21 protein-coding genes are annotated in these 24,143 nt (G+C 59.8%); 7 read left to right on the forward strand and 14 right to left on the reverse strand.

Annotated elements, in window-relative coordinates; genetic code table 11:
- Positions 1–2: 2 nt before the first annotated feature.
- Both nagA and nagB read right to left on the reverse strand, forming a co-directional pair.
- Positions 3–1,148 (reverse strand): N-acetylglucosamine-6-phosphate deacetylase, encoded by a 1,146-nt coding sequence (nagA, locus tag NMD14_07250; protein ID XEI34188.1) that lies wholly within the window; start codon positions 1,146–1,148, stop codon positions 3–5.
- Positions 1,149–1,157: 9 nt separating this feature from the next.
- Positions 1,158–1,958, reverse strand: coding sequence for a glucosamine-6-phosphate deaminase (nagB, locus tag NMD14_07255; GenBank protein XEI34189.1), 801 nt, complete (start codon positions 1,956–1,958; stop codon positions 1,158–1,160).
- A gap of 273 nt (positions 1,959–2,231) precedes the next feature.
- On the opposite strand from nagB, the gene nagE reads away from it, so the two are divergent.
- The 3 genes from nagE (at position 2,232) to glnS (ending at position 8,487) form a co-directional block, all read left to right on the forward strand.
- Positions 2,232–3,686 (forward strand): N-acetylglucosamine-specific PTS transporter subunit IIBC, encoded by a 1,455-nt coding sequence (nagE, locus tag NMD14_07260; protein ID XEI34190.1) that lies wholly within the window; start codon positions 2,232–2,234, stop codon positions 3,684–3,686.
- A gap of 121 nt (positions 3,687–3,807) precedes the next feature.
- Complete coding sequence (locus NMD14_07265; GenBank protein ID XEI34191.1) at positions 3,808–6,471, forward strand: carbohydate-binding domain-containing protein; 2,664 nt, start codon at positions 3,808–3,810, stop codon at positions 6,469–6,471.
- A 354-nt stretch (positions 6,472–6,825) separates the two neighbouring features.
- Complete coding sequence (glnS, locus tag NMD14_07270; protein ID XEI34192.1) at positions 6,826–8,487, forward strand: glutamine--tRNA ligase; 1,662 nt, start codon at positions 6,826–6,828, stop codon at positions 8,485–8,487.
- Positions 8,488–8,604: 117 nt separating this feature from the next.
- Here glnS and fur read toward each other — a convergent pair whose 3' ends face one another.
- The gene (gene fur / locus NMD14_07275; GenBank protein ID XEI34193.1) at positions 8,605–9,033 is read right to left on the reverse strand and encodes a ferric iron uptake transcriptional regulator; all 429 of its coding nucleotides are present in this window, start codon (positions 9,031–9,033) and stop codon (positions 8,605–8,607) included.
- 242 nt (positions 9,034–9,275) lie between these two features.
- Between fur and NMD14_07280 the strand changes: the two genes are divergently transcribed.
- Positions 9,276–9,749 carry a DUF4442 domain-containing protein gene (locus tag NMD14_07280; protein ID XEI34194.1) on the forward strand — a complete coding sequence of 158 codons (474 nt, stop codon included), beginning with the start codon at positions 9,276–9,278 and terminating at the stop codon, positions 9,747–9,749.
- Between the two features lie 160 nt (positions 9,750–9,909).
- Positions 9,910–11,289: an IS4 family transposase gene (locus NMD14_07285; GenBank protein ID XEI34195.1), complete on the forward strand. Its 1,380-nt coding sequence runs from the start codon at positions 9,910–9,912 to the stop codon at positions 11,287–11,289.
- Positions 11,290–11,348: 59 nt separating this feature from the next.
- Here the strand turns inward: NMD14_07285 and fldA are convergent, their stop codons facing one another.
- From fldA to NMD14_07305, 4 genes are read right to left on the reverse strand one after another with little or no spacing between them, the layout of a single operon-like run.
- Complete coding sequence (gene fldA / locus NMD14_07290; GenBank protein XEI34196.1) at positions 11,349–11,873, reverse strand: flavodoxin FldA; 525 nt, start codon at positions 11,871–11,873, stop codon at positions 11,349–11,351.
- Between the two features lie 39 nt (positions 11,874–11,912).
- Positions 11,913–12,209, reverse strand: a complete 297-nt coding sequence (ybfE, locus tag NMD14_07295; protein ID XEI34197.1) for a LexA regulated protein — start codon at positions 12,207–12,209, stop codon at positions 11,913–11,915.
- A 20-nt stretch (positions 12,210–12,229) separates the two neighbouring features.
- Positions 12,230–12,451, reverse strand: coding sequence for a DUF2788 domain-containing protein (locus NMD14_07300; GenBank protein XEI34198.1), 222 nt, complete (start codon positions 12,449–12,451; stop codon positions 12,230–12,232).
- Between the two features lie 55 nt (positions 12,452–12,506).
- Positions 12,507–13,289: an alpha/beta fold hydrolase gene (locus tag NMD14_07305; GenBank protein ID XEI34199.1), complete on the reverse strand. Its 783-nt coding sequence runs from the start codon at positions 13,287–13,289 to the stop codon at positions 12,507–12,509.
- A gap of 274 nt (positions 13,290–13,563) precedes the next feature.
- On the opposite strand from NMD14_07305, the gene seqA reads away from it, so the two are divergent.
- Positions 13,564–14,073 carry a replication initiation negative regulator SeqA gene (seqA, locus tag NMD14_07310; GenBank protein XEI34200.1) on the forward strand — a complete coding sequence of 170 codons (510 nt, stop codon included), beginning with the start codon at positions 13,564–13,566 and terminating at the stop codon, positions 14,071–14,073.
- Positions 14,074–14,131: 58 nt separating this feature from the next.
- Positions 14,132–15,796 carry a phosphoglucomutase (alpha-D-glucose-1,6-bisphosphate-dependent) gene (gene pgm / locus NMD14_07315; GenBank protein XEI34201.1) on the forward strand — a complete coding sequence of 555 codons (1,665 nt, stop codon included), beginning with the start codon at positions 14,132–14,134 and terminating at the stop codon, positions 15,794–15,796.
- A gap of 101 nt (positions 15,797–15,897) precedes the next feature.
- Here the strand turns inward: pgm and mltB are convergent, their stop codons facing one another.
- The 7 genes from mltB to NMD14_07350 form a co-directional block, all read right to left on the reverse strand.
- Positions 15,898–16,980: a lytic murein transglycosylase B gene (gene mltB / locus NMD14_07320; protein ID XEI34202.1), complete on the reverse strand. Its 1,083-nt coding sequence runs from the start codon at positions 16,978–16,980 to the stop codon at positions 15,898–15,900.
- A gap of 131 nt (positions 16,981–17,111) precedes the next feature.
- Positions 17,112–17,726: a CDP-alcohol phosphatidyltransferase family protein gene (locus NMD14_07325; protein ID XEI34203.1), complete on the reverse strand. Its 615-nt coding sequence runs from the start codon at positions 17,724–17,726 to the stop codon at positions 17,112–17,114.
- A 14-nt stretch (positions 17,727–17,740) separates the two neighbouring features.
- Positions 17,741–18,391, reverse strand: a complete 651-nt coding sequence (locus NMD14_07330) for an ATP-binding cassette domain-containing protein (GenBank protein ID XEI34204.1) — start codon at positions 18,389–18,391, stop codon at positions 17,741–17,743.
- A gap of 23 nt (positions 18,392–18,414) precedes the next feature.
- Positions 18,415–20,049 carry an ABC transporter permease gene (locus tag NMD14_07335; protein XEI34205.1) on the reverse strand — a complete coding sequence of 545 codons (1,635 nt, stop codon included), beginning with the start codon at positions 20,047–20,049 and terminating at the stop codon, positions 18,415–18,417.
- Positions 20,050–20,126: 77 nt separating this feature from the next.
- Positions 20,127–21,347, reverse strand: a complete 1,221-nt coding sequence (locus NMD14_07340; protein XEI34206.1) for an ABC transporter substrate-binding protein — start codon at positions 21,345–21,347, stop codon at positions 20,127–20,129.
- A gap of 17 nt (positions 21,348–21,364) precedes the next feature.
- On the reverse strand, positions 21,365–23,542 hold the full coding sequence (locus tag NMD14_07345; GenBank protein XEI34207.1) for an FAD-dependent oxidoreductase: 2,178 nt from the start codon (positions 23,540–23,542) through the stop codon (positions 21,365–21,367).
- On the reverse strand, positions 23,542–24,123 hold the full coding sequence (locus tag NMD14_07350; GenBank protein ID XEI34208.1) for a carboxymuconolactone decarboxylase family protein: 582 nt from the start codon (positions 24,121–24,123) through the stop codon (positions 23,542–23,544). Before NMD14_07350 ends, NMD14_07345 begins: the two co-directional genes overlap by 1 nt.
- Positions 24,124–24,143: the final 20 nt, after the last annotated feature.

Raw genomic sequence — 24,143 nt, forward strand, 5'->3', positions numbered from 1 at the left:
TGTCACTGTTGTGTGTAGTGTCCGTTAACCACGGTCCCACGGACCGTGAAGTCCTGATCGAAGACAGTGAGGTTGGCTATTTTACCGACCTGGATACTACCGAGACGTGAATCCCATCCAATGGCGCGAGCAGGGTAGAGGCTGGCCATTCTCAGTGCTTCATCGAGCGGTAATCCGACCTGCTTGACCAGATTTTCCACCCCCTCAATCATGGTGAGGGAGGAACCGCCGAGTGTACCATTCTCGTCGACACACTGACCATCGCGTAAAAAGACGGTGGTGCCACAAAAATCAAATTTCTCAAAGCCTTCCGGCGCCCCGGCGGCGGCGGTGGCATCGGTGACCAGCACCAGTCGCTCGCCAAGAACCTGGTGTGCCAGACGCACGTTGGCCCAGTGCACATGGTGGCCATCGACGATGATGCCCGCATAGACATCCTTGCGATCATAGATGGCGCCCACGACGCCCGGCTCACGACCGTTGAGAGTCGGGGTCATGGCGTTGTAGAGGTGGGTCGCAAAGCGAATGCCGTTATCGAACCCGGCCATCGCCTGATCGTAACTGGCGGCAGTGTGACCGGCAGAGACCAGAATGCCCGCGTCCACCAGACGGCGGATATGGGCCGGCTCGTTGCGCTCCGGTGCCAGAGTGATCTTGGTGATGGCATCCGCGTTGGCGCAGAAGAAGTCGATCATCTCGTCCGCTGGCTGGCGAATTTGCGCGGCAGGGTGGATCCCCTTGCGCTTGAGGTTGGTATAAGGCCCTTCCAGATGGACACCCAGCACCTCATTGGGGTTGGCCGCCATGTAGTCGCGGGCGACCGCAACGGCCTGCTTCATGTCGGCATCCGGACTGGTGATCAGGGTCGGCAGGAAGCTGGTGGTACCGGATTTGAGGTTGGCGGCCTGCATGGTGGTCAGCGTCTCGCCCGTGATGTCGGTGTTGAACATCACCCCGCCACAGCCGTTGAGCTGCACGTCGATAAAACCAGCGGTCAGATTGGCACCCTTGAGGTCAATCTGCTCGATACCCGCAGGCAGTTCTGCCAGGTGAGAGATGGCGACAATCTTGTCGCCCTCGATAAGTACCCCGTAGCCGGTCAGCACGCAGCTGCCGGTGTAGAGGGTGCAGTTGGTCAATGCGTACATGACGGCTCCTTACAGACGGCCGATGTTGGCGGCTTCCAACTGCTGGAAGTAGCGAACGGTCTTGACCTTGAGTTCCATGGTGGAGGGCTCATCGCACACCATCATTCCCTTCGGATGCAACTGCAGGGTGGAGATGGTCCACATGTGGTTGACACTGCCTTCGACGGCGGCCTGCAGCGCCAGCGCCTTGGCGTGACCGGTGACCAGGATCAGGATCTCTTCGGCATCCATCAGGGTGCCGACACCCACGGTCAGGGCCAGCTTGGGCACTTGATTGACGTCATCACCAAAGAAGCGGGAGTTGGCTATGCGGGTATCTTCGGTCAGGGTCTTGACCCGGGTGCGCGAGGCCAGCGAAGAGGCCGGTTCATTGAACGCGATGTGGCCGTCATTGCCCACGCCACCCATGAACAGGTGGATACGGCCGTAGGACTTGATTTTGTCTTCGTAGCGCTTGCATTCGGCCACCAGATCCTCGGCATTGCCGTTGAGGATATTGATGTTCTCGGGGCGGATATCCACGTGATTGAAGAAGTTATTGTGCATGAAGCTGTGGTAGCTCTCCGGGTGGTCTGCCGGCAGGCCAACGTACTCGTCCATGTTGAAGGTGACCACGTTCTGGAAGCTCACTTCACCGGCTTTGTGCAACTCGATCAGGCGCTTGTAGGTATTGAGCGGGGTGCCACCGGTCGGCAGGCCCAGTATGAAAGGGCGCTCGGCAGTGGGTTTGAACGCGTTGATGCGGTCAACGATGTAGCGGGCAGACCACTGGCCTACTTGGCTGGCAGATTTCAACGGGATCAGGCGCATGAAGGATACCTCTGTGTCGGGTTGCGACCGGTTTGGCGGTGGCAATGGGCTAAGACGGACTCAAGTTGTTTTATAGCGTAAATAAAGATTGCAAACTAAGCCACTTCTATCCGCCACCTTTATCTTGTTTGGGTGATAACGATCACGTTTATTGGTTTATTAATTTGTGCGGCGAAATAAATGCCCTAGACTGCCAATCAAGCCTTGATGGCTTATGCGTCAAACGTGATAAGCACTTAATTTCTGAAAAAACATTAACTAAGGAGAGGAACCGTGAACATTCTCGGTTATTTGCAAAAGATCGGCCGTGCGCTGATGCTACCGGTGGCGACGTTGCCGGCCGCTGCAATTCTGATGGGGGTTGGCTACTGGATTGACCCTACTGGTTGGGGGGATAGCGCCCTGGCGGCGTTCCTGATCAAGGCGGGTGCTGCCATTATCGATAACATGTCGGTGCTGTTTGCTGTCGGTGTGGCCTATGGCCTATCCAAGGATAAAGACGGTGCTGCTGCGCTGGCGGGTCTGGTCGGCTTCCTGGTGCTCACCACCCTGCTGAGCCCAGCCGCCGTGGCGATGATCCAGCACACCCCGGTCGATCAGGTTTCGCCGGCCTTTAACAAGATCAACAACCAATTCATCGGGATCCTGTGCGGTATCATTGCGTCGGTGATCTACAACCGCTACAGCACTGTCGAGTTGCCCAAGGCGCTGGCCTTCTTCTCTGGCCGTCGTCTGGTGCCGATTGTGACCTCAGTGGTGATGATCCTCGTCTCCTTTATCCTGATGTATGTCTGGCCGGTGCTGTTTGGTGCCCTGATCGCCTTTGGTGAGTCGATCATCAATCTGGGGCCGCTGGGCGCGGGTATCTTCGGTTTCATCAACCGTCTGTTGATCCCGGTCGGTCTGCACCACGCCTTCTACCCGGTATTCTGGTTTGACGTAGCCGGCATCAACGATATCCCGAACTTCCTCGGCGGCGCCAAGTCGCTGGCTGAAGGCAAGGCGGTACTGGGTGTAACCGGTATGTATCAGGCGGGCTTCTTCCCGATCATGATGTTTGGTCTGCCGGGCGCTGCATTGGCCATGTACCATGCCGCCAAGCCGGAGAATCGTGACAAGGTTGCTGCCATCATGCTGGCTGCCGCACTCTCCTCCATTTTTACCGGTATCACCGAGCCGCTCGAGTTCTCCTTCATGTTCGTGGCACCGCTGCTCTATCTGCTGCACGCCATCCTGACCGGTATCTCCCTGTTCATCGCGGCTAGCATGCAGTGGATGGCTGGTTTCGGCTTCAGCGCTGGTCTGGTGGACATGGTGCTCTCCAGCCGTAACCCGCTGGCCACCCACTGGTACATGCTGCTGGTACAAGGTCTGGTGTTCTTCGGCCTCTACTACGTGGTGTTCCGCGTCGTCATCGCCAAATTCAACCTGAAAACCCCGGGTCGTGAAGATGACGAAGAGAGAGCTCCGGCTGCCGCTCAATCTACCGACCGTACCGAGCTGGCCAAGCAATACCTGGAAGTGCTGGGTGGTCAAGAGAACCTGGTCTCCATCGATGCCTGCATCACCCGTCTGCGTCTGACCCTGAAAGACCGCAGCATCGTCGATGAGCGCAAGCTGAAAGCCCTGGGTGCGGCCGGTGTGGTCAAGCTCGGCGAGCAGAACCTGCAGGTGATTCTGGGCCCATTGGCCGAAATCATCGCCGGTGAGATGAAAGCCCTGCGTTAATCGAGCGACTCGCTCACCTCAAGTCTAAGTCCATTGTTGACATAACTAAGGGCCCCGCTCAGGGGCCCAATATAAAAAAGCCAAGAAAATCCAACCTTTACTTCAAATGAGAGCAGCAGTTATGAACTTGAAACATTCTCTGTTAGCCATTGCCATGTCTACCGTTTTTGCCGGCCCCGCGCTGGCAGCCGATGCCGCCAAGCAGGCTGTGGTCGACTCCCTCGCCAACAACCTGGTGGTCAAGTATGAAGTGGTCACCAACGACGGTGCCGGTGCCGGCCTCGATTGCCAGGCGCTCGGTTCCGAGTGGGCGAGCTGTGGCGTTGCCAAGCTGCACCTGACCAATACCGGTGCGGACGTGACCTCCAAAGACTGGAGCATCTACGTCTCTTCCATCCGTCGTATCCAGCGGGTGGATAACGACCAGTTCACCATCACTCACCTGACCGGCGATCTCTATCGTTTGACGCCAACCGAGAAGTTCCAGGGCTTTGCCAAGGATGCTACGGTCGAAGTGCCGCTGGTGGTGGAATACTGGGTACTGTTCGAATCTGACATCATGCCGAACTGGTATGTCGCCAGCGAAGGTGCCGAGCCGAAAGTACTGGCCAGCATGAGCAACATCAATGATGCCAGCACCTACGAGAAGCCGATGCCGGCCGATGGCTGGAAGCGCACCAAGGATGACAACAACATCCTGATGAACAGCGAAACCCGTTTCGCGGCCAACCAGACCAGCACCCTGCTGCCGGCTGGCAAGATTGACAACCAGATCCTGCCGACCCCGATGAAGCAGGTAGTCAAGGCCGGCCCGCAGGTTGACTTCTCCACCATCAAACTTAATGCCCTGGACTTGCCGAGCGATCGCGCCGAGGCCCTGAAGGCTCAACTGACCAAGCTGGGTGTTACCCTCTCCGACACCGGCTACCCAGTGACCATCAAGCTCGGCAGCAAGCTCAAGCAGGCTGAAGGCTATGACATGACCATCGGTCAGAAAGGCACCGTGATCCAGGGTCACGACATCGAAGGCGCCTACTGGGGTGCTCAGTCCCTGATCTCGCTGCTGGGCGTCAACGACAAGATGGTCAGCCCGATGACCGTCGAGGATGCGCCGCGCTTTGAGTACCGTGGTATGCAAACCGACGTGGCCCGTCACTTCCGCAGCCTGGAGACCATGAAGAAGCTGGTTGACCAGATGTCTGCCATGAAGCTCAACGTGCTGCACCTCGGCCTGACTAACGATGAAGGCTGGCGTCTGGAGATCCCGGGTCTGCCGGAGCTGACCCAGGTCGGTAGCCAGCGTTGCCACGACGAGTCCGAAACTAAGTGCCTGATGCCGCAACTGGGCTCTGGCCCGACCAGCGACAATCAGGGCTCCGGCTTCTACAGCAAGTCTGACTACGTGGATCTGGTTCGCTACGCCAAGGCCCGCGGTGTGACCGTGATCCCCGAGATCAACATGCCGGCTCATGCCCGTGCTGCCGTGGTCTCCATGGAAGCGCGCTACAAGCGTCTGATGGCGGAAGGCAAAGAGGCGGAAGCCAACCAGTTCCGTCTGACTGATCCGGCCGATACCTCCAACGTCACCTCCGTCCAGTTCTACGACAAGATGTCCTTCATCAACCCTTGCCAGCCGGGTGCTGCCACCTTCGTGGCCAAGGTGATGGATGAAGTTGCCCAGATGCACCAGGCCGCCGGTCAGCCGCTGACCGCATGGCACTACGGTGGTGATGAGGCGAAGAACATCATGCAGGGCGGTGGCTATCAGGATCCGGCCGTCACCAAGAAAGAAGAGCTGGTCGCCTGGAAAGGTAACGTCGACTCCAGCAAGCAGGACAAGCCGTTTGGCAAGTCCCCGATGTGCCAGAAGATGATCGACGAAGGCAAGATCAAGGAAGTGGGCGAGCTGCCGGTTTACTTCGCCAAGGAAGTGGGCCAGATGGTCAAAGACCGCGGCTTCTCTACCCTGCAGGCGTGGGAAGATGGCCTGAAGTACGCCAGCGGTGCCAAAGACTTCGCCACCGACAACACCCGTGTCAACTTCTGGGAAACCCTCTACTGGGGTGGCTTCAACGAAGCGATGAAGTGGGCGCACAAGGGTTACCAAGTGGTGCTGTCCAACCCGGATTACCTCTACTTCGACTTCCCGAACGAAGTACATCCGGCCGAGCGTGGCTACTACTGGGCAACCCGTTTCAACGACACCCGCAAGGTGTTCGCCTTCGCCCCGGAAAACCTGCCGCAGAACGCCGAGACCTCGGTTGACCGCGACGGCAACGCCTTCGTGGCCAAGGGTGACCAGGATCCGGTCAAGTTCAAGGGGATCTCCGGTCAGCAGTGGAGTGAAACCGTGCGTACCGATGCTCAGTACGAGTACATGGTCTACCCGCGTATCTTCTCCGTGGCCGAGCGTGCCTGGCACAAAGGTGGCTTCGAGCTGGATTACGTGAAGAACCGCGAGTTCTCCGGCGAGACCAAGTTCGTCAACAAGGCCACCCTCAACAAAGAGTGGAACCAGTTTGCCAACGTACTGGGTCAGCGCGTGCTGCCGAAACTGGATCAGGCCGGTGTTGAATACCGCCTCTCCGTACCGGGTGCCAAAGTGGTGAACGGTGTGCTGGAAGCAAACGTGGATCTGCCGGGTCTGCCCATCCAGTACAGCCTGGACGGCTCCAACTGGAGTGCCTATGACGCCGCGGCCAAGCCGAGCGTGAATGGCAAGGTCTACCTGCGTACTACCAGCTTCGATGGCAAGCGCACCAGCCGCGTCACCGAACTGAACTGATAGCAGTCAACCGTTAACATGAGGTGGGTCGCAAGACCCGCCTTTCCCAAGGCTGATGGCGCATCGGGTTTGGGAAAGGTTGACTGTGCGTGTGAGCCTTTGTTGTGTGTGTATTGTCTGATTTATTTTTCATCACTTTCAGCCCCGCCTTGTGCGGGGCTTTTTTATGCATTTGCTGCGCAATGTGCCAACCCCTTCCGTTTTTAGCGGTGCAATGGCCGGGAAATGGTCCGGGATTGCCAAATTCAGGTTGAGACAGCGCCCGTAATAAGGGATCATACTCGGCTTGACGGCGGGGGGTTGAGGGTGCCAGCCGGCACAACTTCCGCCAGTGACGCTTTTTTGAGGTGAGCCATGAGTCAGGCGAACAGCCCAACTAACTTTATTCGTCAGATCATTGATGAAGATCTGGCCAGCGGTAAGCACAGCAGCGTGCATACCCGTTTTCCGCCCGAGCCGAACGGTTATCTCCATATCGGCCACGCCAAGTCCATCTGCCTGAACTTCGGTATCGCCCGTGACTATCAGGGCCAGTGCAACCTGCGTTTCGATGACACCAATCCGGTGAAGGAAGATATCGAGTACGTAGAGTCCATCAAGCAGGACGTGCAGTGGCTCGGCTTCCAGTGGAGCGGCGAGATCTGCTACTCCTCCGACTATTTCGACAAGCTGCACGGCTACGCCATCGAGCTGATTGAAAAGGGTCTGGCCTATGTGGACGAGCTGACGCCCGAGCAGATGCGCGAGTACCGTGGCACCCTGACAGAAGCTGGCAAGAACAGCCCGTTCCGCGATCGCAGCGTGGCAGAGAACCTGGCGCTGTTTGCCAAGATGAAGAACGGCGAGTTTGCCGAAGGCACCGCCTGCCTGCGCGCCAAGATCGACATGGCATCCCCCTTCATGGTGATGCGTGATCCGGTGATCTACCGCATCAAGTTTGCCCACCACCACCAGACCGGCGACAAGTGGTGCATCTACCCAATGTATGACTTCACCCACTGCATCTCCGATGCGCTGGAAGGGATCACCCACTCTATCTGTACCCTGGAGTTTCAGGACAACCGTCGTCTGTACGACTGGGTGCTGGACAACATCACCATCGACTGCCACCCCCGTCAGTACGAGTTCTCACGTCTGAACCTCGAATACACCGTCATGTCCAAGCGCAAGCTGAACCTGCTGGTGACCGAGAAGCACGTCGATGGGTGGGATGACCCGCGCATGCTGACCGTCTCCGGTTTGCGTCGTCGTGGTTACACTCCGGCCTCCATCCGCGAGTTCTGCAAGCGCATCGGCGTCACCAAGCAGGACAACATCGTCGAGATGAGCATGCTGGAAGCCTGCATCCGCGAAGACCTCAACGAGCATGCGCCGCGTGCCATGGCCGTGCTGCATCCGGTGAAAGTGGTTATTGAGAACCTGGCTGCCGACGAAGTGCTGACTGCCCCGGCCCATCCGAGCAATGCCGAGATGGGTTCCCGTACGCTTCCCTTCACCCGCGAAATCTTCATCGACGAAGCGGACTTCAAAGAAGAGGCGAACAAGCAGTTCAAGCGTCTGGTACTGGGCAAGGAAGTGCGTCTGCGCAATGCCTATGTGATCAAGGCCGAGCGCATCGAGAAAGATGCCGATGGTAAAGTCACCTGCATCTACTGCAGCTACGACCCCGAGACGCTGGGCAAGGATCCGGCCGATGGTCGCAAGGTGAAAGGGGTGATCCACTGGGTCAGCGCCACTCACTCCCTGCCAGCGGAAGTGCGTCTCTACGACCGTCTGTTCAAGGTACCGAACCCGGGTGCCGAGGATGACTTCGAAGCCGCGCTGAACCCGGATTCACTGGTGATCATCGAGGGGGCCCGTGTCGAGGCCTCCCTGAAGAACGCCAAGCCGGAGCAGGCTTACCAGTTCGAGCGCGAAGGTTACTTCTGCGCCGACAACAAGCTCTCCAGCCCGGAGCATCTGGTGTTCAACCGCACCGTTGCCCTTCGCGACTCCTGGGGCAAAGTCGAAGGCTAACTCAGTGGGGCAGGGGAGACCCTGCCCTGTGTGATGCCAGACGGCCTGCGCCGGACAATAAAAAAGCCAGCTGATGCTGGCTTTTTTATTGTCTGTTATCTGCAAGCCGCGGCCGACTTATTCGTTGTGCTTGCACTCACCGGTAGTACAGTGACCGTAGAGGTAGAGGCTATGGTTGGTGAGACGGATATTGAATTTCTTGGCGATCTCGCGCTGGCGCTGTTCGATCACCTCGTCGGAGAACTCGATCACCTTGCCGCAGTCGAGGCAAACCAGGTGGTCGTGGTGCTCCTGCGTGGCCAGTTCGAATACCGACTTGCCACCTTCGAAGTGGTGACGGGTAACGATACCGGCATCATCAAACTGGTTGAGAACGCGATAGACGGTAGCGAGACCAATCTCTTCACCCAGGTCGATCAGTCGTTTATAGAGATCTTCGGCGCTGGTGTGCTGGCAATCCGGCTGTTGCAGGATTTCCAGGATTTTGACCCGGGGCAAGGTGATCTTGAGCCCGGCCTTTTTTAACGCTTGGTTGTTGTCTGCCATATTCTACTTATTCGCATTCTCGAAGGTGGGGTTATTCTGATGGACTGCCGCAGGAATGGCAACCTTGAACTCGCTTGGCCTGTCATTATAGGTCGGAGCCTCCCTAAAAATAAACCCAGCAATTCAATGGGTTTAGTCATAAATGGCCGATTGGATTGAAATAATCAATCGTGTCTTCCGACTTGCTGGCATGGCAGATGTTGATAAGATGTAACTTTCATATTTCTGGTCGGATGAGATCCATGGATTGGCTTTTTGACAATGCGGCCTGGGTGCGGCGCGCACTCAACGCCTGGCCCCCCTTCTGGGGTGCCGGTATCAAGATAGAAACCCTGAGCGATGACTTTCGCTACTGCCGGGTGACCCTGAAATCCCGCTGGTGGAACAAGAATGCCAACCGCACCCAGTTTGGCGGCAGCATGTTTGCCATGACTGATCCCATCTATCCGCTGATGCTGATGGGCTACTTCAAGAATCGCTACTACGTCTGGGACAAGGCGGGCAGCATCAACTACATCAAACCCGGCAAGGGCAAGCTGGTGGCCGAGTTCAACCTGACCGAGGGCAAGCTGGCCGACATCGTGGCGGCGACCGAGGGGGGCAACAAACACTTCCCCGAATTCGAGGTGACGGTACAGGACAAGAGCGGCGAACTGGTGGCACAGGTCAAGCGCACCCTCTATGTGCGAGCCAAACCGGAGCACAGAGGTGAATAACAGGGGAGAATAAAGGCAGGCATCGCAACAAGCAGATACAACAAGGGCCCCGTCGGCTGTCTCTTATACACAAATCCCCAAGCATCGCTTGGGGATTTTTTTGAACCTTTTCCCTTCTCCGTGATCTGACTCTTTTGCCATCCCTTATCACGGCTCTAATATGCATCTCACCCAACTCGAACAATGGGCATTCGACCAGTTTGGCCATGCCAATCTCAAGGACCCCAGACGCACTGAACGTCTCGTCAAACTCGCCACCGCCCTTGCTCAACAACCCGGAGATTGCGTGTCACAACTTCCCCTCTCACCCGCCGACATGGAAGGCTCATATCGCTTTATTCGCAACCACCATGTCAATGCCGATGCCATTGCTGATGCAGGCTTTGCCACCACCGCAGCCCTAGCCAGGGACTACGACCTGTTGCTGGCACTGGAAGATACCACGGCCCTGACCTTCAACCATGCCAGCGTCCATGATGAGCTGGGGCACACCAATCAAGGCAGTAGTCGCGCTCTGCTGGCTCACTCCGTCTTGTTGTTTGCTCCGCATAAATCGCAGGTGGTCGGCATGATTGCACAGCGTATCTGGACCCGTGATGTCAGCAAGCGGGGAGAGAGCCACCGGCATGCCACCCGGCCTTACAAGGAGAAAGAGAGTCGCAAGTGGGAGGAGGCATCCGTGGCCTTTGCCGCCCGTCTCGGCACTCAGATGGCCAACGTTATCTCGGTCTGTGACCGGGAAGCGGATATCTACGAATATCTGCATTACAAGCAGAGCAACCAACAACGCTTTGTGGTGCGCTCGATGCAAAGTCGCTGTATCGAAGAGCATGACCACAAGCTCTACGACTATGCCCGGCAGTGCCACTCTGCCGGCACCAAGGTCGTCAAAATACCGCAGCGGGGCGGCAGAAAAGCCAGAGAGGCCGTGCTCGACATCAAGTTTACCAAAGTCACCCTAAAGGCTCCGGCCAACAAGCGTAACGAGCCGGATATCCCGCTCTACTACGTGGGATGCATTGAGCAGGGCGATGCCTCTGACCGGCTGGAGTGGCACCTGCTGACTAGTGAAGCCGTGACCGACGATGCACAGGCCCGCAAGGTTATCGGCTATTACGAGCGGCGCTGGCTTATCGAGGATTATCACAAGGTCTGGAAGAGTGCCGGCACTCGGGTAGAAACCTTAAGGATGCAGAGCATGGATAACCTGAAGCGGATGTGCGTCATCTTGTCGTTTATCGCGGTGCGTCTGTTGCAATTGAGGTTTATCAACGAGGAGTCATCGGCACAGAATCAAAGCTGCGAAACGGTGATAGGCCCGACGGGGTGGAAGCTGCTTTGGCGAAAGGTAGAGAAAACGCCGTTGCCAACCAAGGTGCCGGATATGAGATGGGCGTACCGGAGCCTGGCCAAGCTGGGGGGCTGGAAGGACACTAAACGAACGGGGCGGGCTTCAATAGCGGCATTATGGGAGGGCTGGTTTCGACTCCAGACCCTCCTGGAAGGCTACGAACTGGCGCAGTCTCTTGAGCACCAATAGTTGTGATCAAGAGACAGCCCGTCGGGGCCCTTGTTGTCAGAGAGAAAAGGGGAGGCGGATTACTCCAGCTCGCCCAGGCACATCTCTTCATGCAGCTGCTTGCACCAGCCCTTGACGCGCTCGGCAGTCAGCTCTGGCTGGCGATCTTCATCGATACCCAGACCGACAAAGTGCTTGTCATCGACCAGCGCTTTGGAGGCTTCAAACTCGTAGCCGGCAGTCGGCCAGTGACCGATGATGATGGCGCCTTTGGCTTCGACGATGTCACGCAGGGTGCCCATGGCGTCGAGGAAGTACTCGGCGTAGTCTTCCTGATCACCGCAACCGAAGATGGCGACCAGCTTGTTGGTGAAGTCGATTTCGCCCAGATCGGGGAAGAAGTCGTCCCAGTCGGCCTGGGCTTCGCCGTAGTACCAGGTCGGGATGCCGAACATCAGCAGATCAAAGCTCTCGATGTCGGCCTTGCTGCTCTTGGCGATGTCACGGACTTCAATCAGGTTTTTGCCCAGCTCTTTCTGGATCATCTTGGCGACAGCTTCGGTGTTACCGGTATCGCTGCCAAAAAACAGACCTACACTTGCCATAGTGTTTAGTTACCCGTATTTGGTGTTAATGCTCAACGCTCAGACTGCAATGTCCACCGCAAAGGCGGAATCAATCTGTTGTTTCAGAATAGATTGGATCAGCTCGGCTCGGCTGATGTTCTGTTGTAACGCAAGTTGGTTCAGGCGCTCCAGCAACTCGGCCTCCACCTTTAACTCTACCCGCTTCAGCCCATTTTCCCGATCGCGCTTAAGCTGGTTACGCTTGTTGATCTTGAGCTGGGTCTCGCGGGGGAGTGGATTGGTCTTTGGCCTGCCGGGGCGCTTCTCATTTGCGAACAGATCCAGTGTTGTTCGATCAGTTTGCTGTTTGGCCATACATCACAGATGAAAATAAGTTAGCCGAGTCCTGAGCCTTCCCAGCCCAGTTCGATCAGCCCCTTGGCGACAAAACCCGCACAACCCAGAAACAGTACCAACCAGACGATAAAACGGCCGAAACGGGGCACATTGCCGCGCTTGAGCACGTCATGAATGGCAAGACCAATCAAGATGAAAATCGCCAGAAAAAATAATTTCAGGCCCAAACTTTCGATCAGGTCGATATGTTCACTTAGCATGGATTGCGCACACTCCTTATGACGGGCGCACTATATCACAAAGGATTTGAAACTGTTAACCGCCTGTCGACAGGAAATCCACAACCAATTTGTTGAACAGAGCCGGTTTTTCCGCATGCAGCCAGTGACCGGTGCCGGCGATGACACGCACCTTTGCCGCCGGGAATTGGGCCAGTGCCGCCTCGCTGTATTGCGGCTGCATATAGTCAGAATCGCCCCCCTTGATAAAGAGCACCGGCCCCTCGAAGCGGCGATCATCCTCTGGCCAGCCCATGATATTGGCGTAGTTTTGCTCAAGCGCGGGCACATTGCAGCGCCAACCCCAGCCATGCTCGCCTCTGGCGAACGACTTGAGCAGGAACTGGCGCACCCCGGCGATCTCGATGTACTGCGCCAGCATGGCCTCCGCTTCGCCGCGGCTTTGTGGCGGCGTGTGCAGTGTGGCGTTGAGTCCGGCGAACACATTCTGGTGGCGGGAGTGGGGATAGGCGACCGGCGCCATGTCGGCCACTACCAGCTTGGTCACCCGCTCTGGCGCCAGCTTGGCGAGCTGCATCGCCACCTTGCCACCCATCGAGTGGCCAATCAGGGTCGCTTCGGCAATATTCAGCCGATCCATCAGGGTCAGGATATCGGCCGCCTGGGCTGGATAGCTCATCTCGCTGCCATGAAAGGAGGCGCCGTGGTTACGCAGATCGACGCTGATGACCCGGTACTGCTCGCAGAGGGCACGGGCCAGCAGGCCTAGGTTGTCGAGGCTGCCAAACAGGCCGTGGATCAGAATGACGGCCGGGCCCTGACCCTGCTCCTTGAAGTTCAATATGCTGTTTTGTTGCAAAATGACACCTTGTCGGTCGTGGGTGCGTAGCGCTTTTTTATTTAACGCACTGGAAAGAAAAGGATTTCATCTAACGGATGGGAAATTTATGTGGTTTTTTTTCTAAAAAATCCCGTCCGGATCGGCTATCAGTGCGGCTGATCACACACTTGGCCCGCTATTATGCCGTATTCTCGATGAGATTCATGTACATCTGTCCGCCCCTTGCTTGGGCTGTCGGGTTTGCCTATGTATAATCGCCGCATCCGAATTTCGACGAGTCCAGCGCATCCCTATGAAAACCATCGAGCTTGATGACGATCTCTACTTCTATATCGCCAGCCAGACCCGGCACATTGGTGAGAGTGCCTCCGATATCCTGCGCCGTCTGCTGGAACAGCCTGCTCACCAACGTGTGCCGGTTGCCGAGCCCGTTGCCGTCGCGCAGCCCAGTGCGGTCGCCACCCAGCAAGGGCTGCAAGCTCTGCTCGATTCCGGTGAGCTGCAAAAGGAAGAGAAGTCCATCAACCGCTTTATGCAGGTGCTCAGTACCCTCTACCGTGACGATCCGGTCGGGTTTACCCAGGCCACCGAAATCAAGGGGCGCAAGCGCGTCTATTTCTCGCGGGATCCCGAGGCTCTGCGCGCCAGTGGCAGCACCACCAAGCCCAAGCCGGTACCGGACACCCCGTTCTGGGTGATCACCAACACCAACACCAGCCGCAAGCAGAACATGGTGGCCCAGCTGATGGCCAGCATGGGCTATGGCGAAGAGGTGATCGCGCAGGTGTGCGGCGCAATCTAACGGTTTTTCAAGACTCAGGCCTTGCCCGGCAAGGCCGCCATTACGCAAGGAAAACGCCATGGCTCAGCATTCCCACGCCGGTCAACCGGCCCGTTTAAGCGACCTGACCAATATCCCCCGTCTGGTCAGTGCCTACTACCTCAACAAGCCGGACATGAGCCGCCCCGAGCAGCGGGTTGCCTTCGGTACCTCCGGCCACCGTGGCAGCGCCCTGCACAATGCCTTTACCGAATCCCATATTCTGGCAGTGACCCAGGCACTGGTGGAGTATCGCCAGCAGGCCGGTATCACTGGCCCGCTGTTTGTCGGCATGGATACCCACGCCCTCTCCGAATCCGCCTTTGCCAGCGCGATCGAAGTGCTGGTCGCCAACGGCGTCGAAACCCGTATTCAGGCGGGCCTCGGTTTTACCCCGACCCCGGTCATCTCTCACGCCATCCTGCGCTACAACTCTGGCAAAGAAGGGGCCAGCAAGCCTGCTGCCCGTGCTGACGGTGTGGTGATCACCCCGTCTCACAACCCGCCGGAAGATGGTGGCTTCAAGTACAACCCGCCCCACGGTGGCCCCGCCGAAGGGGAGATCACCAAGTGGGTAGAAGACCGCGCCAACGCCATTCTGGAAGCGGGTCTGGCTGGCGTGAAGCGCATGCCGTTCGCCGAGGCGCTCAAGAGCCCGTTCGTGGTCGAGCACGACTATGTCACCCCTTATGTGGATGATCTGAAGAACGTGCTGGACATGGATGCCATCAAGAACGCAGGCATCAAGATCGGTGTCGATCCGCTGGGCGGCTCCGGCGTCGCCTACTGGGACGTCATCGCCAAGACCTATGGCCTGAATATCGAGGTGGTGAACTACAAGGTCGATCCGACCTTCTCCTTCATGACCCTGGATAAAGACGGCAAGATCCGGATGGACTGCTCCAGCCCGTTCGCCATGGCGAGCCTGATTGCCCTTAAAGACAAGTTCGACATCGCCCTTGGCAACGACCCTGACTACGACCGTCACGGTATCGTCACCAAGTCTGGCCTGATGAACCCGAACCACTATCTGGCGGTGGCAATCCAGTATCTGTTTACCCATCGCACCGGCTGGTCTGCGGATGCGGCTGTCGGCAAGACGCTGGTCTCCTCGTCCATGATCGACCGGGTGGCCAGCGAGATTGGCCGTACCCTGAAAGAGGTGCCGGTCGGCTTCAAGTGGTTTGTGGATGGCCTCTATAGCGGCGAGTTCGGCTTTGGCGGTGAGGAGAGCGCGGGCGCCTCCTTCCTGCGCAATGATGGCACCGTCTGGACCACCGACAAGGATGGCTTCATTCTGGCGCTGCTGGCGGCGGAAATTTTGGCGGTGACCGGCAAGGATCCGCAGGCTCACTACGACGCGCTGGAAGCCAAGTTTGGTCGCTCCAGCTATCGTCGTATCGACGCCCCGGCCAACAGCGCCCAGAAAGCGGTGCTCTCCAAGCTGGATCCTGCTCTGGTGGAAGCCTCCACCCTGGCGGGTGAGCCCATCATCGCCAAGCTGACCAAGGCGCCCGGCAACGATGCCGCCATCGGTGGCCTCAAGGTGGTAACCGAGAACGGCTGGTTCGCGGCGCGCCCCTCCGGCACCGAGTCCATCTACAAGATCTACATGGAGAGCTTCAAGGGCGAGGCGCACCTCGACCTCATCCAGCAAGAGGCCCAGCAGATCGTCTCCGCGGCGCTGGCTAAAGCAGGCGTCTAAATCAGGTCGTCACCCTTGAGCCGTGATGGGGTTGAACGTTGGATATAACAAAGGAGCCATAATGGCTCCTTTTTCATTGTCTGTTTTATGCCTGCGCGTGGTCAGCGCGCCGCCTTCACCGCCAGCCCCAGTTGCCACACCGCCATGGCGTAGTGGGTGCTGTGGTTGTAGCGGGTGATGGCGTAGAAGTTGGGCAGGCCGTACCAGTATTGGTAGCCGGTGCCCACATCCAGGCGCAGCAGGCTCGACTCGCTGTGGTTGCCGAGGCTGCTGGTGGGGGTGAGCCCTGCGCGGCGCAGGGTGGCGACCGGGTAGCGGGTCTGGAAGCCGTGCTCATAGCCGGGCAGTTGGCCCTGACCGCGCACCGCCACCGGTTGGCCTTTCTCCCAGCCGTGAGCCTTGAAGTAGTTGGCGACGCTGCCGATGGCATCCACCGGATCCCACAGGTTGGTGTGGCCGTTGCCGTCAAAGTCCACCGCATAGCGCTGGAAGCTGGAGGGCATAAACTGGCCATAGCCCATGGCGCCGGCGAAGGAGCCTTTGGGTTCTGCCGGATCCATCCCCTCATCGCGGGTCATCACCAGGAAGGCTTCCAGCTCGCTGGTGAAGAACTCGGCGCGGCGTGGGTAATCAAATGCCAGCGTGGCCAGCGCATCCAGAATGCGGGTCTTGCCCATCACCCGGCCCCAGCGTGTCTCGACTCCGATAATGCCGACGATGATCTCCGGCGGTACCCCGTAGATCTGCTCCGCTCGGTTCAGCTCGCTTGCGTATTCACGCCAGAAGTTGACGCCGTTTTGCAGGTTGTCGGGGGTAATGAACTTGGCGCGATAGCGGTTCCAGGCACCGGTCGGGCCGGTGGGCTTGGTGGTGGTCGGCGCCTGGGCATCCATCAGGCGGATGATCCAGTCGTAACGCTCTGCCTGTGCCAACACCTGATGCAGCTGGGCGCTGTCAAAACCGTGCTTCTCGACCATCTTCTGGACGAACCTGTCCACATTGGGGCGATTGGCGAAATCCCCCTTGCTAACCCCTTGTGTGTAAACGGGTTTGCTCGATGGAGCCTGATTGATAAAGGCGCTGTTGGGCTGGGGCTTGACCACGGGCTTGGGCGTTGGGGCACTGCTGCAGCCAGCGAGCAGGGGGAATAACGACAGAGTGAGAAGAGAGGCAAGGCGACGCATAGGGTTCTCAAAGAGACTGACAAAAGTGTCGCCATGGTAAAACATTGTCATTCCCGTGCAAGTGTTCCGTGCGCCTTGCTGGCAGCCAATTCATCGTGCGATGGATTAGCCCTCCCATGGGGCTAATCTGTTTAGCGCTGGGGGGGACGCAGGGTGTGGTAACCGCTCCAGAGCCGGGTCAGGGTGGTGATGGCGCAGAGCAGGGCAAAGCCGTAGGCGAGCGGGGCGAAGGCGGCGGGCCACAGACACATCAGCACAAAGAGGGCGATAGTCTCGCTCCCCTCGGTGAGGCCGCCCAGATAGTAGAGGGACTTGTGGTGGTAGACCGGATTGTCGATCCCCCGCTTGCCCGCCATGATGGCAAACGCCAGAAAGCTCGAGCCGGTGCCCATAAAGGCAAACAGCAGGGTGGCGGCGGGCAGCGCATTGGCGGGGGCGGCGAGGGCAAAGCCCAGCACCACGGCGGCGTAGAAAATAAAGTCGAGCGTGATGTCGAGAAAGCCGCCGCAATCGGTGATGCCGGTTTCCCGCGCCACGGCGCCATCGAGCCCGTCCAGCAAGCGGTTGATCAGGATCGCCGCGAGCGCCCATTGATAGCAGCCAAAGGCCAGCAGCGGCAGCGCCAGCATGCCGATGGCAAAGCCGGTGAGGCTCACCTGATTGGCACTGATCCCGGCGCGGCAGAGCGGCTTGGCAAGCTGGGTGAGGGGGCTGCGGATCACGGGGATCAGGTGGCGGTCAAACAAGGTGAACTCCTCGGTTAAAAACAGGATTCGGTGAGGTGGAGTATGGTGCCCGGCGCGTCTTCCGCGTCGTGGGTCACCAGGATGGCGGGGATGGCCAGCGCCTTGATCTGGGCGAACACCAGCTCGCGAAAGGCGGCCCGAAGTGGCTTGTCGAGGCGGGAGAAGGGCTCGTCCAGCAGCAGGGCATCGGGTTCGGCCAACAGTGCCCGCAGCAAGCTGACCCGTGCCCGCTGACCCCCTGAAAGTAACTGCGGCAGCTTGTCAGCCTGATCCGCCAGCGCGACCTGTGCCAATGCGGCCAGTGCCTTTTCCCGCCGCGCGCGTTTTCCGTTGATGGTCGCAGGCATGCCGAACATCAGGTTCTCCGCCACCGTCAGATGGTCAAACAGCAGATCATCCTGAAACAGCATACCAATGCGTCGCGCCTGCGGTGGCAAGGTGTTGAGTGGCCGCTCGCCGAGTCTTACCTCCCCCTCCAGCCGGATTGGACCATTTCCTGTCAGCGCGCCCGGCAGTACCCCGGCGAGCCCTGCCAACAGGGAGCTTTTGCCACAGCCGCTGGCCCCCATCAGGGTCAATATCTCGCCGGGGGCCACCTGCAGGGCGGGCAGTGAAAGCAGCAGATTTTCATCAAGGTAAAGTCGAAGAGGCGTGGTGCTCAGCATATGGTTGTTTCCATCATGAGAGTTCATCGTGAGCCGCTCCCCTTGAGCGCCGGATTGATCCGCGCCGGCAGCCAGAGTGCCAGCAGATAGATAATGAGCGGCAGCAGCAGTTGCAGCAGGCCGTAGAGCCCCGCCAGCCGCCGGTTGAGGCCGCTGCCGATGGCCACCGCTTCGGTGGTGATGGTGACCACCCTGCCAGCGCCAAACAGCAGGGTTGGCAGATACTGGGCCAGGCTCACCGCCGCCCCGACGCTGAAGGCAAACAGCAGTGGGCGCGCCAGCAGCGGCGCTTTGACCTGCCACCAGGCTCGCCATGGCGTTGCCCCCAGCAGCAGGGCGCTCTGGGTGAGCCGCGGGTCGAACTGGCGATAGGGGCCGTGCAGGCACAAATAGACATAGGGAAAGACAAACAGCAATTGGCTCCAGAGCACCCAGCCCCAGCCAATGCCGCTGCTTATCGAGTCATGTGCAAGCCAGTCTAGCCCGAGCCGGATACCAAACAGCAGGCTGGCCTGCGGCAGCAACAGTGGCAGGCAGATAAGCCAGAGTGGCCAGGGGCTGCGCCCCGCTTGCACCTCCAGACTCAGCACCGCCATCACCAGCGCCAGCAATCCGCTCGCCAGCGCCAGCAGCGCGCTGGTTGTCAGCAGTGGCAGCAGGGTTGGCAGCAGATCCAGCCAGTAGTGACCGCTCCACTGGCTGGGCCAGAGGGCGGGAAAGGGCCAGCGGCGCGCCAGCGACCAGAGCAGCAGGGCCGCCAGCACCGCCAGATTGAGGGTGATAAGGGTTAATGCCAAGCCTGCTGCGAGCCGGTTGGCAAAGGAGTGGGGCTTTGCTCGTTTGCCATCGAGCCAGCAGCCTTTGCCCATCTCTTGATGAAGCCACTCCAGTAATCTGAGCAGGGCGATGAGCAGCGCCGTGATGGCGAGCAGCAGCAGGGCGCCGCTGGCGGTGGCGCCGCGCCAGAGCAGGTCCGGGTCCTGATACCAGAGCCACAACCGCACCGCCAGCGGGGCGGGGGCGTCTGGCCCGAGCAGCTGGGCGAGATCCACCACAGCCACTCCGTAGGCCGCCACCGCGTAGATGGGCAGGCGCAGGGCTGGCCAAAGCGCCGGCAGCAGCAGGCGCCACCAGATCTGGGGGGCGCTGAAGCCGAGGCTCGCCCCCAGCCACTGCTGGCGTGCCAGCTGGATGGGCTGTTGCGCGGCCATCGCCATCAGCAGTAGGAAGGGGGTCTCTTTGAAAACGAGCAGGGTAATCAACCCGAGCCCCAGAGGGTCGCGAATGGTCTGCCAGTCGGGGGGCAGTTCAAACCCGGTCAGAGTTGGCGAGACGAGCCGCAGCAGCCAGCCGGAGGGGGCGAGCAGAAAGGCAAAACCGATGGCAAAGGCGACGTGAGGCATGGCCAGTATGGGCGAGAGCAGGCGACGGAGCAGCTCGAAGGCCCGGCTATCGCTGTGGGCCAGCAGCAGGGCGGTCAACAGCAGAGTGCCGAGGGTCGAGGCGGCGCCAATCCACAGACTCAGCGCAGCGGAGTGCCAAAGGCCAGGCTGAGCCAGCAGCAAGGCAAGATGAGAGGCGGTCATCCCCTCCGCCAGCAGTTGCCACAGCCCCGCCAGCAGGGGGATGACTAAAACTGCCAGATAAATGACCGCCATCCCCATATTCATACTGGGGTGGCGCGTCAACCGGCGCGACGGTCGGGAGCGGGCAAGCGGGTGACCAGCGGCACTCATCAGTGACCGTAACGCTCGGCCCAGGCCGCTTCCAGTTTGAGCTGCCAGCTGGGGTGAGGCTCGGCCACCGCTTTGAAGCGCAGTGCCGGTTGCCCCTTGGCTGAATCAGGCAGCGCATCGGCCCGCAGCACGCTGGGATCACCCCAGAAGGCTGGATTGGCTTTTCGCGCCTGCGCCGCCGGGCTCAGCAGGAAGTTGGCCACCACCTTGGCACCCGCACGGGCGCTGGCGTTGAAGGGGATGGCGAGAAAATGGCTGTTGGTGAGCGCCCCTTTTTTCATGGCGACCGCTTCCACGCTGGGGGGCAGGGCGCCAATCTGGGCGGCGCTTTGCGCCTCCTGCGGATTGAAGCTGATAGCCATGGCCAGTTCGCCATCATCGAGTAGCTGACGGGTCTCGGCGGCGCTGGTGGGGAACAGTTTGCCCTTGCGCCAGAGTGCCGGGTGCAGTTCATCGAGCCAGGCCCAGAGCGGGGCGGTGAGCTTGGCAAAATCGGCATCGGTCGCCTCCCGATAGAGGGGGGCGGGATCCGGGGTCAACTCCAGCAGGATCTGCTTGAGAAAGCTGGAGCCATGGAACTGGGGCGGCTTGGGATAGGTGAAGCGGCCGGGGTGGGCCTTGGCCCACGCAAGCAGGGCGGCTGCCGAGGTGGGCGCTCTGGTGACCTCTTCGGTGTTGACCATCAGATTGAGCTGGCCGATGCCCCAGGGGGCTTCCAGTCCCTCTACCGGCAGGGTGAAGTCCTCACTCACCGGCAGGCTGCTGTCGACCAGCGCCATGTTGGGCAGCTCGGCGGTAAAGGGAGCGCCGAGCAGCCCCTGCTCCTTGAGCGCCTTGAAGTTCTCGCCGTTGACCCAGAGCAGATCGATGGGGCCGCCAGCTTGCTTGCCCGCCTGCTTGTTGGCCAGCAGCTGGCTGACGCTCTGGGCGATGTCATCCACCTTCACCTGCACCAGCTTGACCTGATAGTCGCGCGCCAGCTCCTGCCCGGCCCACACCAGATAGGCGTTGATCTCCGGGCTGCCGCCCCAGGCGTTGAAGTAGACGGTCTGCCCCTTCGCCTCCTCAAGGGTCTGCTGCCAGCTGTTATCAGGGCTGGCAAACAGAGGGCCGCTGGCCAGCAGTGGCAGGGCGCACAGCAGGGCGTTTAGCTGCTGTTTGAGCCGAGAGTTGCGGTGCGAGTTGAGGTGTGAGCCGAGCAGTGAGAATGGCTTGAACATAAACGTTTCCCTGGTTGTCAGGCGCCACGGCGCCAGCGGTGATAACGGGCCAGCAACGCCAGCACCCGGGTGGGCTGGTGGGCCCGTTTCCATTCACCGGCCACATATTTGTTTCCCTCCATCAGGGTGGGATAGGCGTGAATGGTGCCGAGGATCTTGCCAAGGCCTAGGCGGTGGCGCATGGCGAGCACGAACTCGGCAATCCGCTCACCGGCGTGAGTGCCTACTATGGTGGCGCCAAGGATAGTATCTTTGCCCGGCACGGTCAGCACTTCGACAAAACCGTGGCGCTCGCCATCGGCGATGGCGCGATCCAGCTCGGCCAGCTCGAAACGGGTCGCCTCGAAGGGAGTCCCCTGCGCCTCGGCCTCCTTGCGATTGAGGCCGACCCGGGCAATCTCCGGCATGGTGTAGGTGGCCGCCGGAATGACCCGATAGTCGGCCCGAAAGCGCTTGAACTGGCCAAACAGGGCATTGATCGCCGCATACCAGGCCTGATGGGCGGCGAAGTGGGTGAACTGGTAAGGGCCCGCTACGTCTCCCACCGCCAGTATGCTGGGGAAGTTGGTGGCAAGAAAGCCATCGACCGCTATGGTGCCGCGGGGGGCAAGCTCTACTCCCAACGCTTCGAGCCCGAAGCCGCTCACATTGGCGACCCGACCCAGTGCCAGCAGCAGTTGATCCCCTTCAATCACCTGCGTCTCATCGCCCCGGCGCAGTTGCAGCCGGATGGGGAGATCCCCCTCGGCTGCGGGCAGATAGTCGGCTCGTTCGGCGCGCCAGCCGGTGAGTAGCCGCACGCCATCGCGGCTCATCTGCCCGGCCAAGGCGTCGGCTACTTCTCTATCTTCGCGGGGCAGCAGTTGCTCCGAGAGTTCCACCAAGGTCACGGGAATGCCGAGCAGGGCGAAACTCTGGGCCAGCTCGCAGCCGATAGGGCCGCCGCCCAGCACCAGCAGGCTGCGCGGCGGGGTGCGCAGCTGCCAGAGGCTATCCGAGGTGAGGTAAGGCACCTGATCCAGCCCCGGCAACTTGGGCACCAACGGTCGGGCGCCGGTGGCGATGACGATATGGCGGCTAGCAAGGCGCTGGCCGTTCACCTCCACCTCCCAGGGGGAGACCAGTCGTGCCTCTCCTTCGATGCACTCCACCCCGAGCCCCTGATAGCGCTCGATGGAGTCGTGGGGCTCGACCTCCTTGATAACCTCTGCCACCCGCTCCATCACGGCGGCAAAATCGGCGCGCAATTCGGTGTGCGATTTGGTGCATGAGTGGCTTGGGCGAAAGCCAAGTTCTTCGGCTCGGCGCAGCTCTGCGGCAAAGCGGGCGCTTCGGATCAATGCCTTGGAGGGGACGCAGCCGCTGTTGAGGCAATCGCCCCCCATCTTGTGTTTTTCGATGAGTGCCACCTTGGCCTTCACCGCCGCCGCGATATAGCTGGTGACCAGCCCACCGGCGCCCGCACCGATCACCAGCAGGTTGTAGTCATAGCGAGCGGGTTTGCGGTAAGGGGCGAGCAGTCGGCGCTGCGCAAGGTGTGCGGTCAATTTCTTGACCAGCCAGGGCATCAGCCCCAGCAGGGTCAGCGCGACCATCAGGCCGGGGGAGAGGATATTGCCGGTGCTGGTTAACTGGCCAAGCTCGCTGCCCGCCAGCACATAGACGAAGGTGCCGGGCAGCATGCCAAGCTGGCTGACCCAGTAGTAGGTGCTGACTCTGATAGGGGTGAGCCCCATCAGCAGATTGACCAGAAAGAAGGGGAAGATGGGGATGAGGCGCAGGCTCAGCAGATAGAAGGCCCCCTCCTTCGCCATGCCGGACTGAAAGGTGGCCAGCTTGTCGCCAAAGCGGGCAGTGACCCAGTCGCGCAGCAAGAAGCGGGCGCTGAGAAAGGCCAGGGTCGCGCCTATGGAGCTGGCAAAGGAGACCAGCAGCAGCCCCCATGCGACGCCGAACACAGCGCTGCCCCCCAGGGTGAGCAGGCTGGCGCCGGGCAGGGAGAGGGCGGTGCTCAGCACATAGATAAGCACGAACAGCAGGCTGGCCGAGACAAAGTGGCTGTCGACCCATTGCGCCACTGCCGCCTGCTGGGCCTGCAAGGCGTCCAGACTGAGGTAACGGCTAACATCGAGGACAAAGAAGGTGCCGATAAGGCCCCCCATCACCAGTGCAAGCAACAGGCGGGTCCGGTTCATCAGGCGTCCTTGCTGTCGGGCTGGGCGGGGCGTTCCGGTTGCACCGGCAGCTGGCAGAAGCCCTGCGGCGCGATATCGAGGGCGGCGTTGAACTTGGCCGACATGTTCTGGAAGGCGATAAGACCGGTCAGCTCCACCATGGCATCGTTGTCGAACCAGGGCTTGAGGCGGGCCGCCTGTTCATCGCTCACCCCATCCAGCCCGGTCATCGCTTCGGTGTAGTCGAGCACCGCTTTTTCCCGCTCATCAAACAAGGGGCTTTCGCGCCAATTGGCCAGCGCCTCCACCTTCTCGCTGGAACCTGCTCTCTTTACCAGGGTCATGGCGTTGATGTCGACGCAAAAACGACACCAGTTAAGCTGGGAGACCCGCACCGTCACCAGCGAGCGCAGCACGGGATCGATGGGGGAGCGCTTGCGGTTGATGACGCCATAGAGGGTGGCGACGGCGGCAAACAGGCGCGGCGAGCGGCCCCAGCACTTGCCCGGAATAAGCACCTGACCATAGTTGCGCTTTTGCAGCCAGAAAAAGGGGCGGATAAACCAGGCATATTCCCGGTCGGGTTTGACCTCAACGCGCATCAGTGACCTTCTTGTTGTTT

It is taken from the genome of Aeromonas veronii (genome assembly GCA_041319085.1).
Taxonomy (GTDB): domain Bacteria; phylum Pseudomonadota; class Gammaproteobacteria; order Enterobacterales; family Aeromonadaceae; genus Aeromonas; species Aeromonas veronii_F.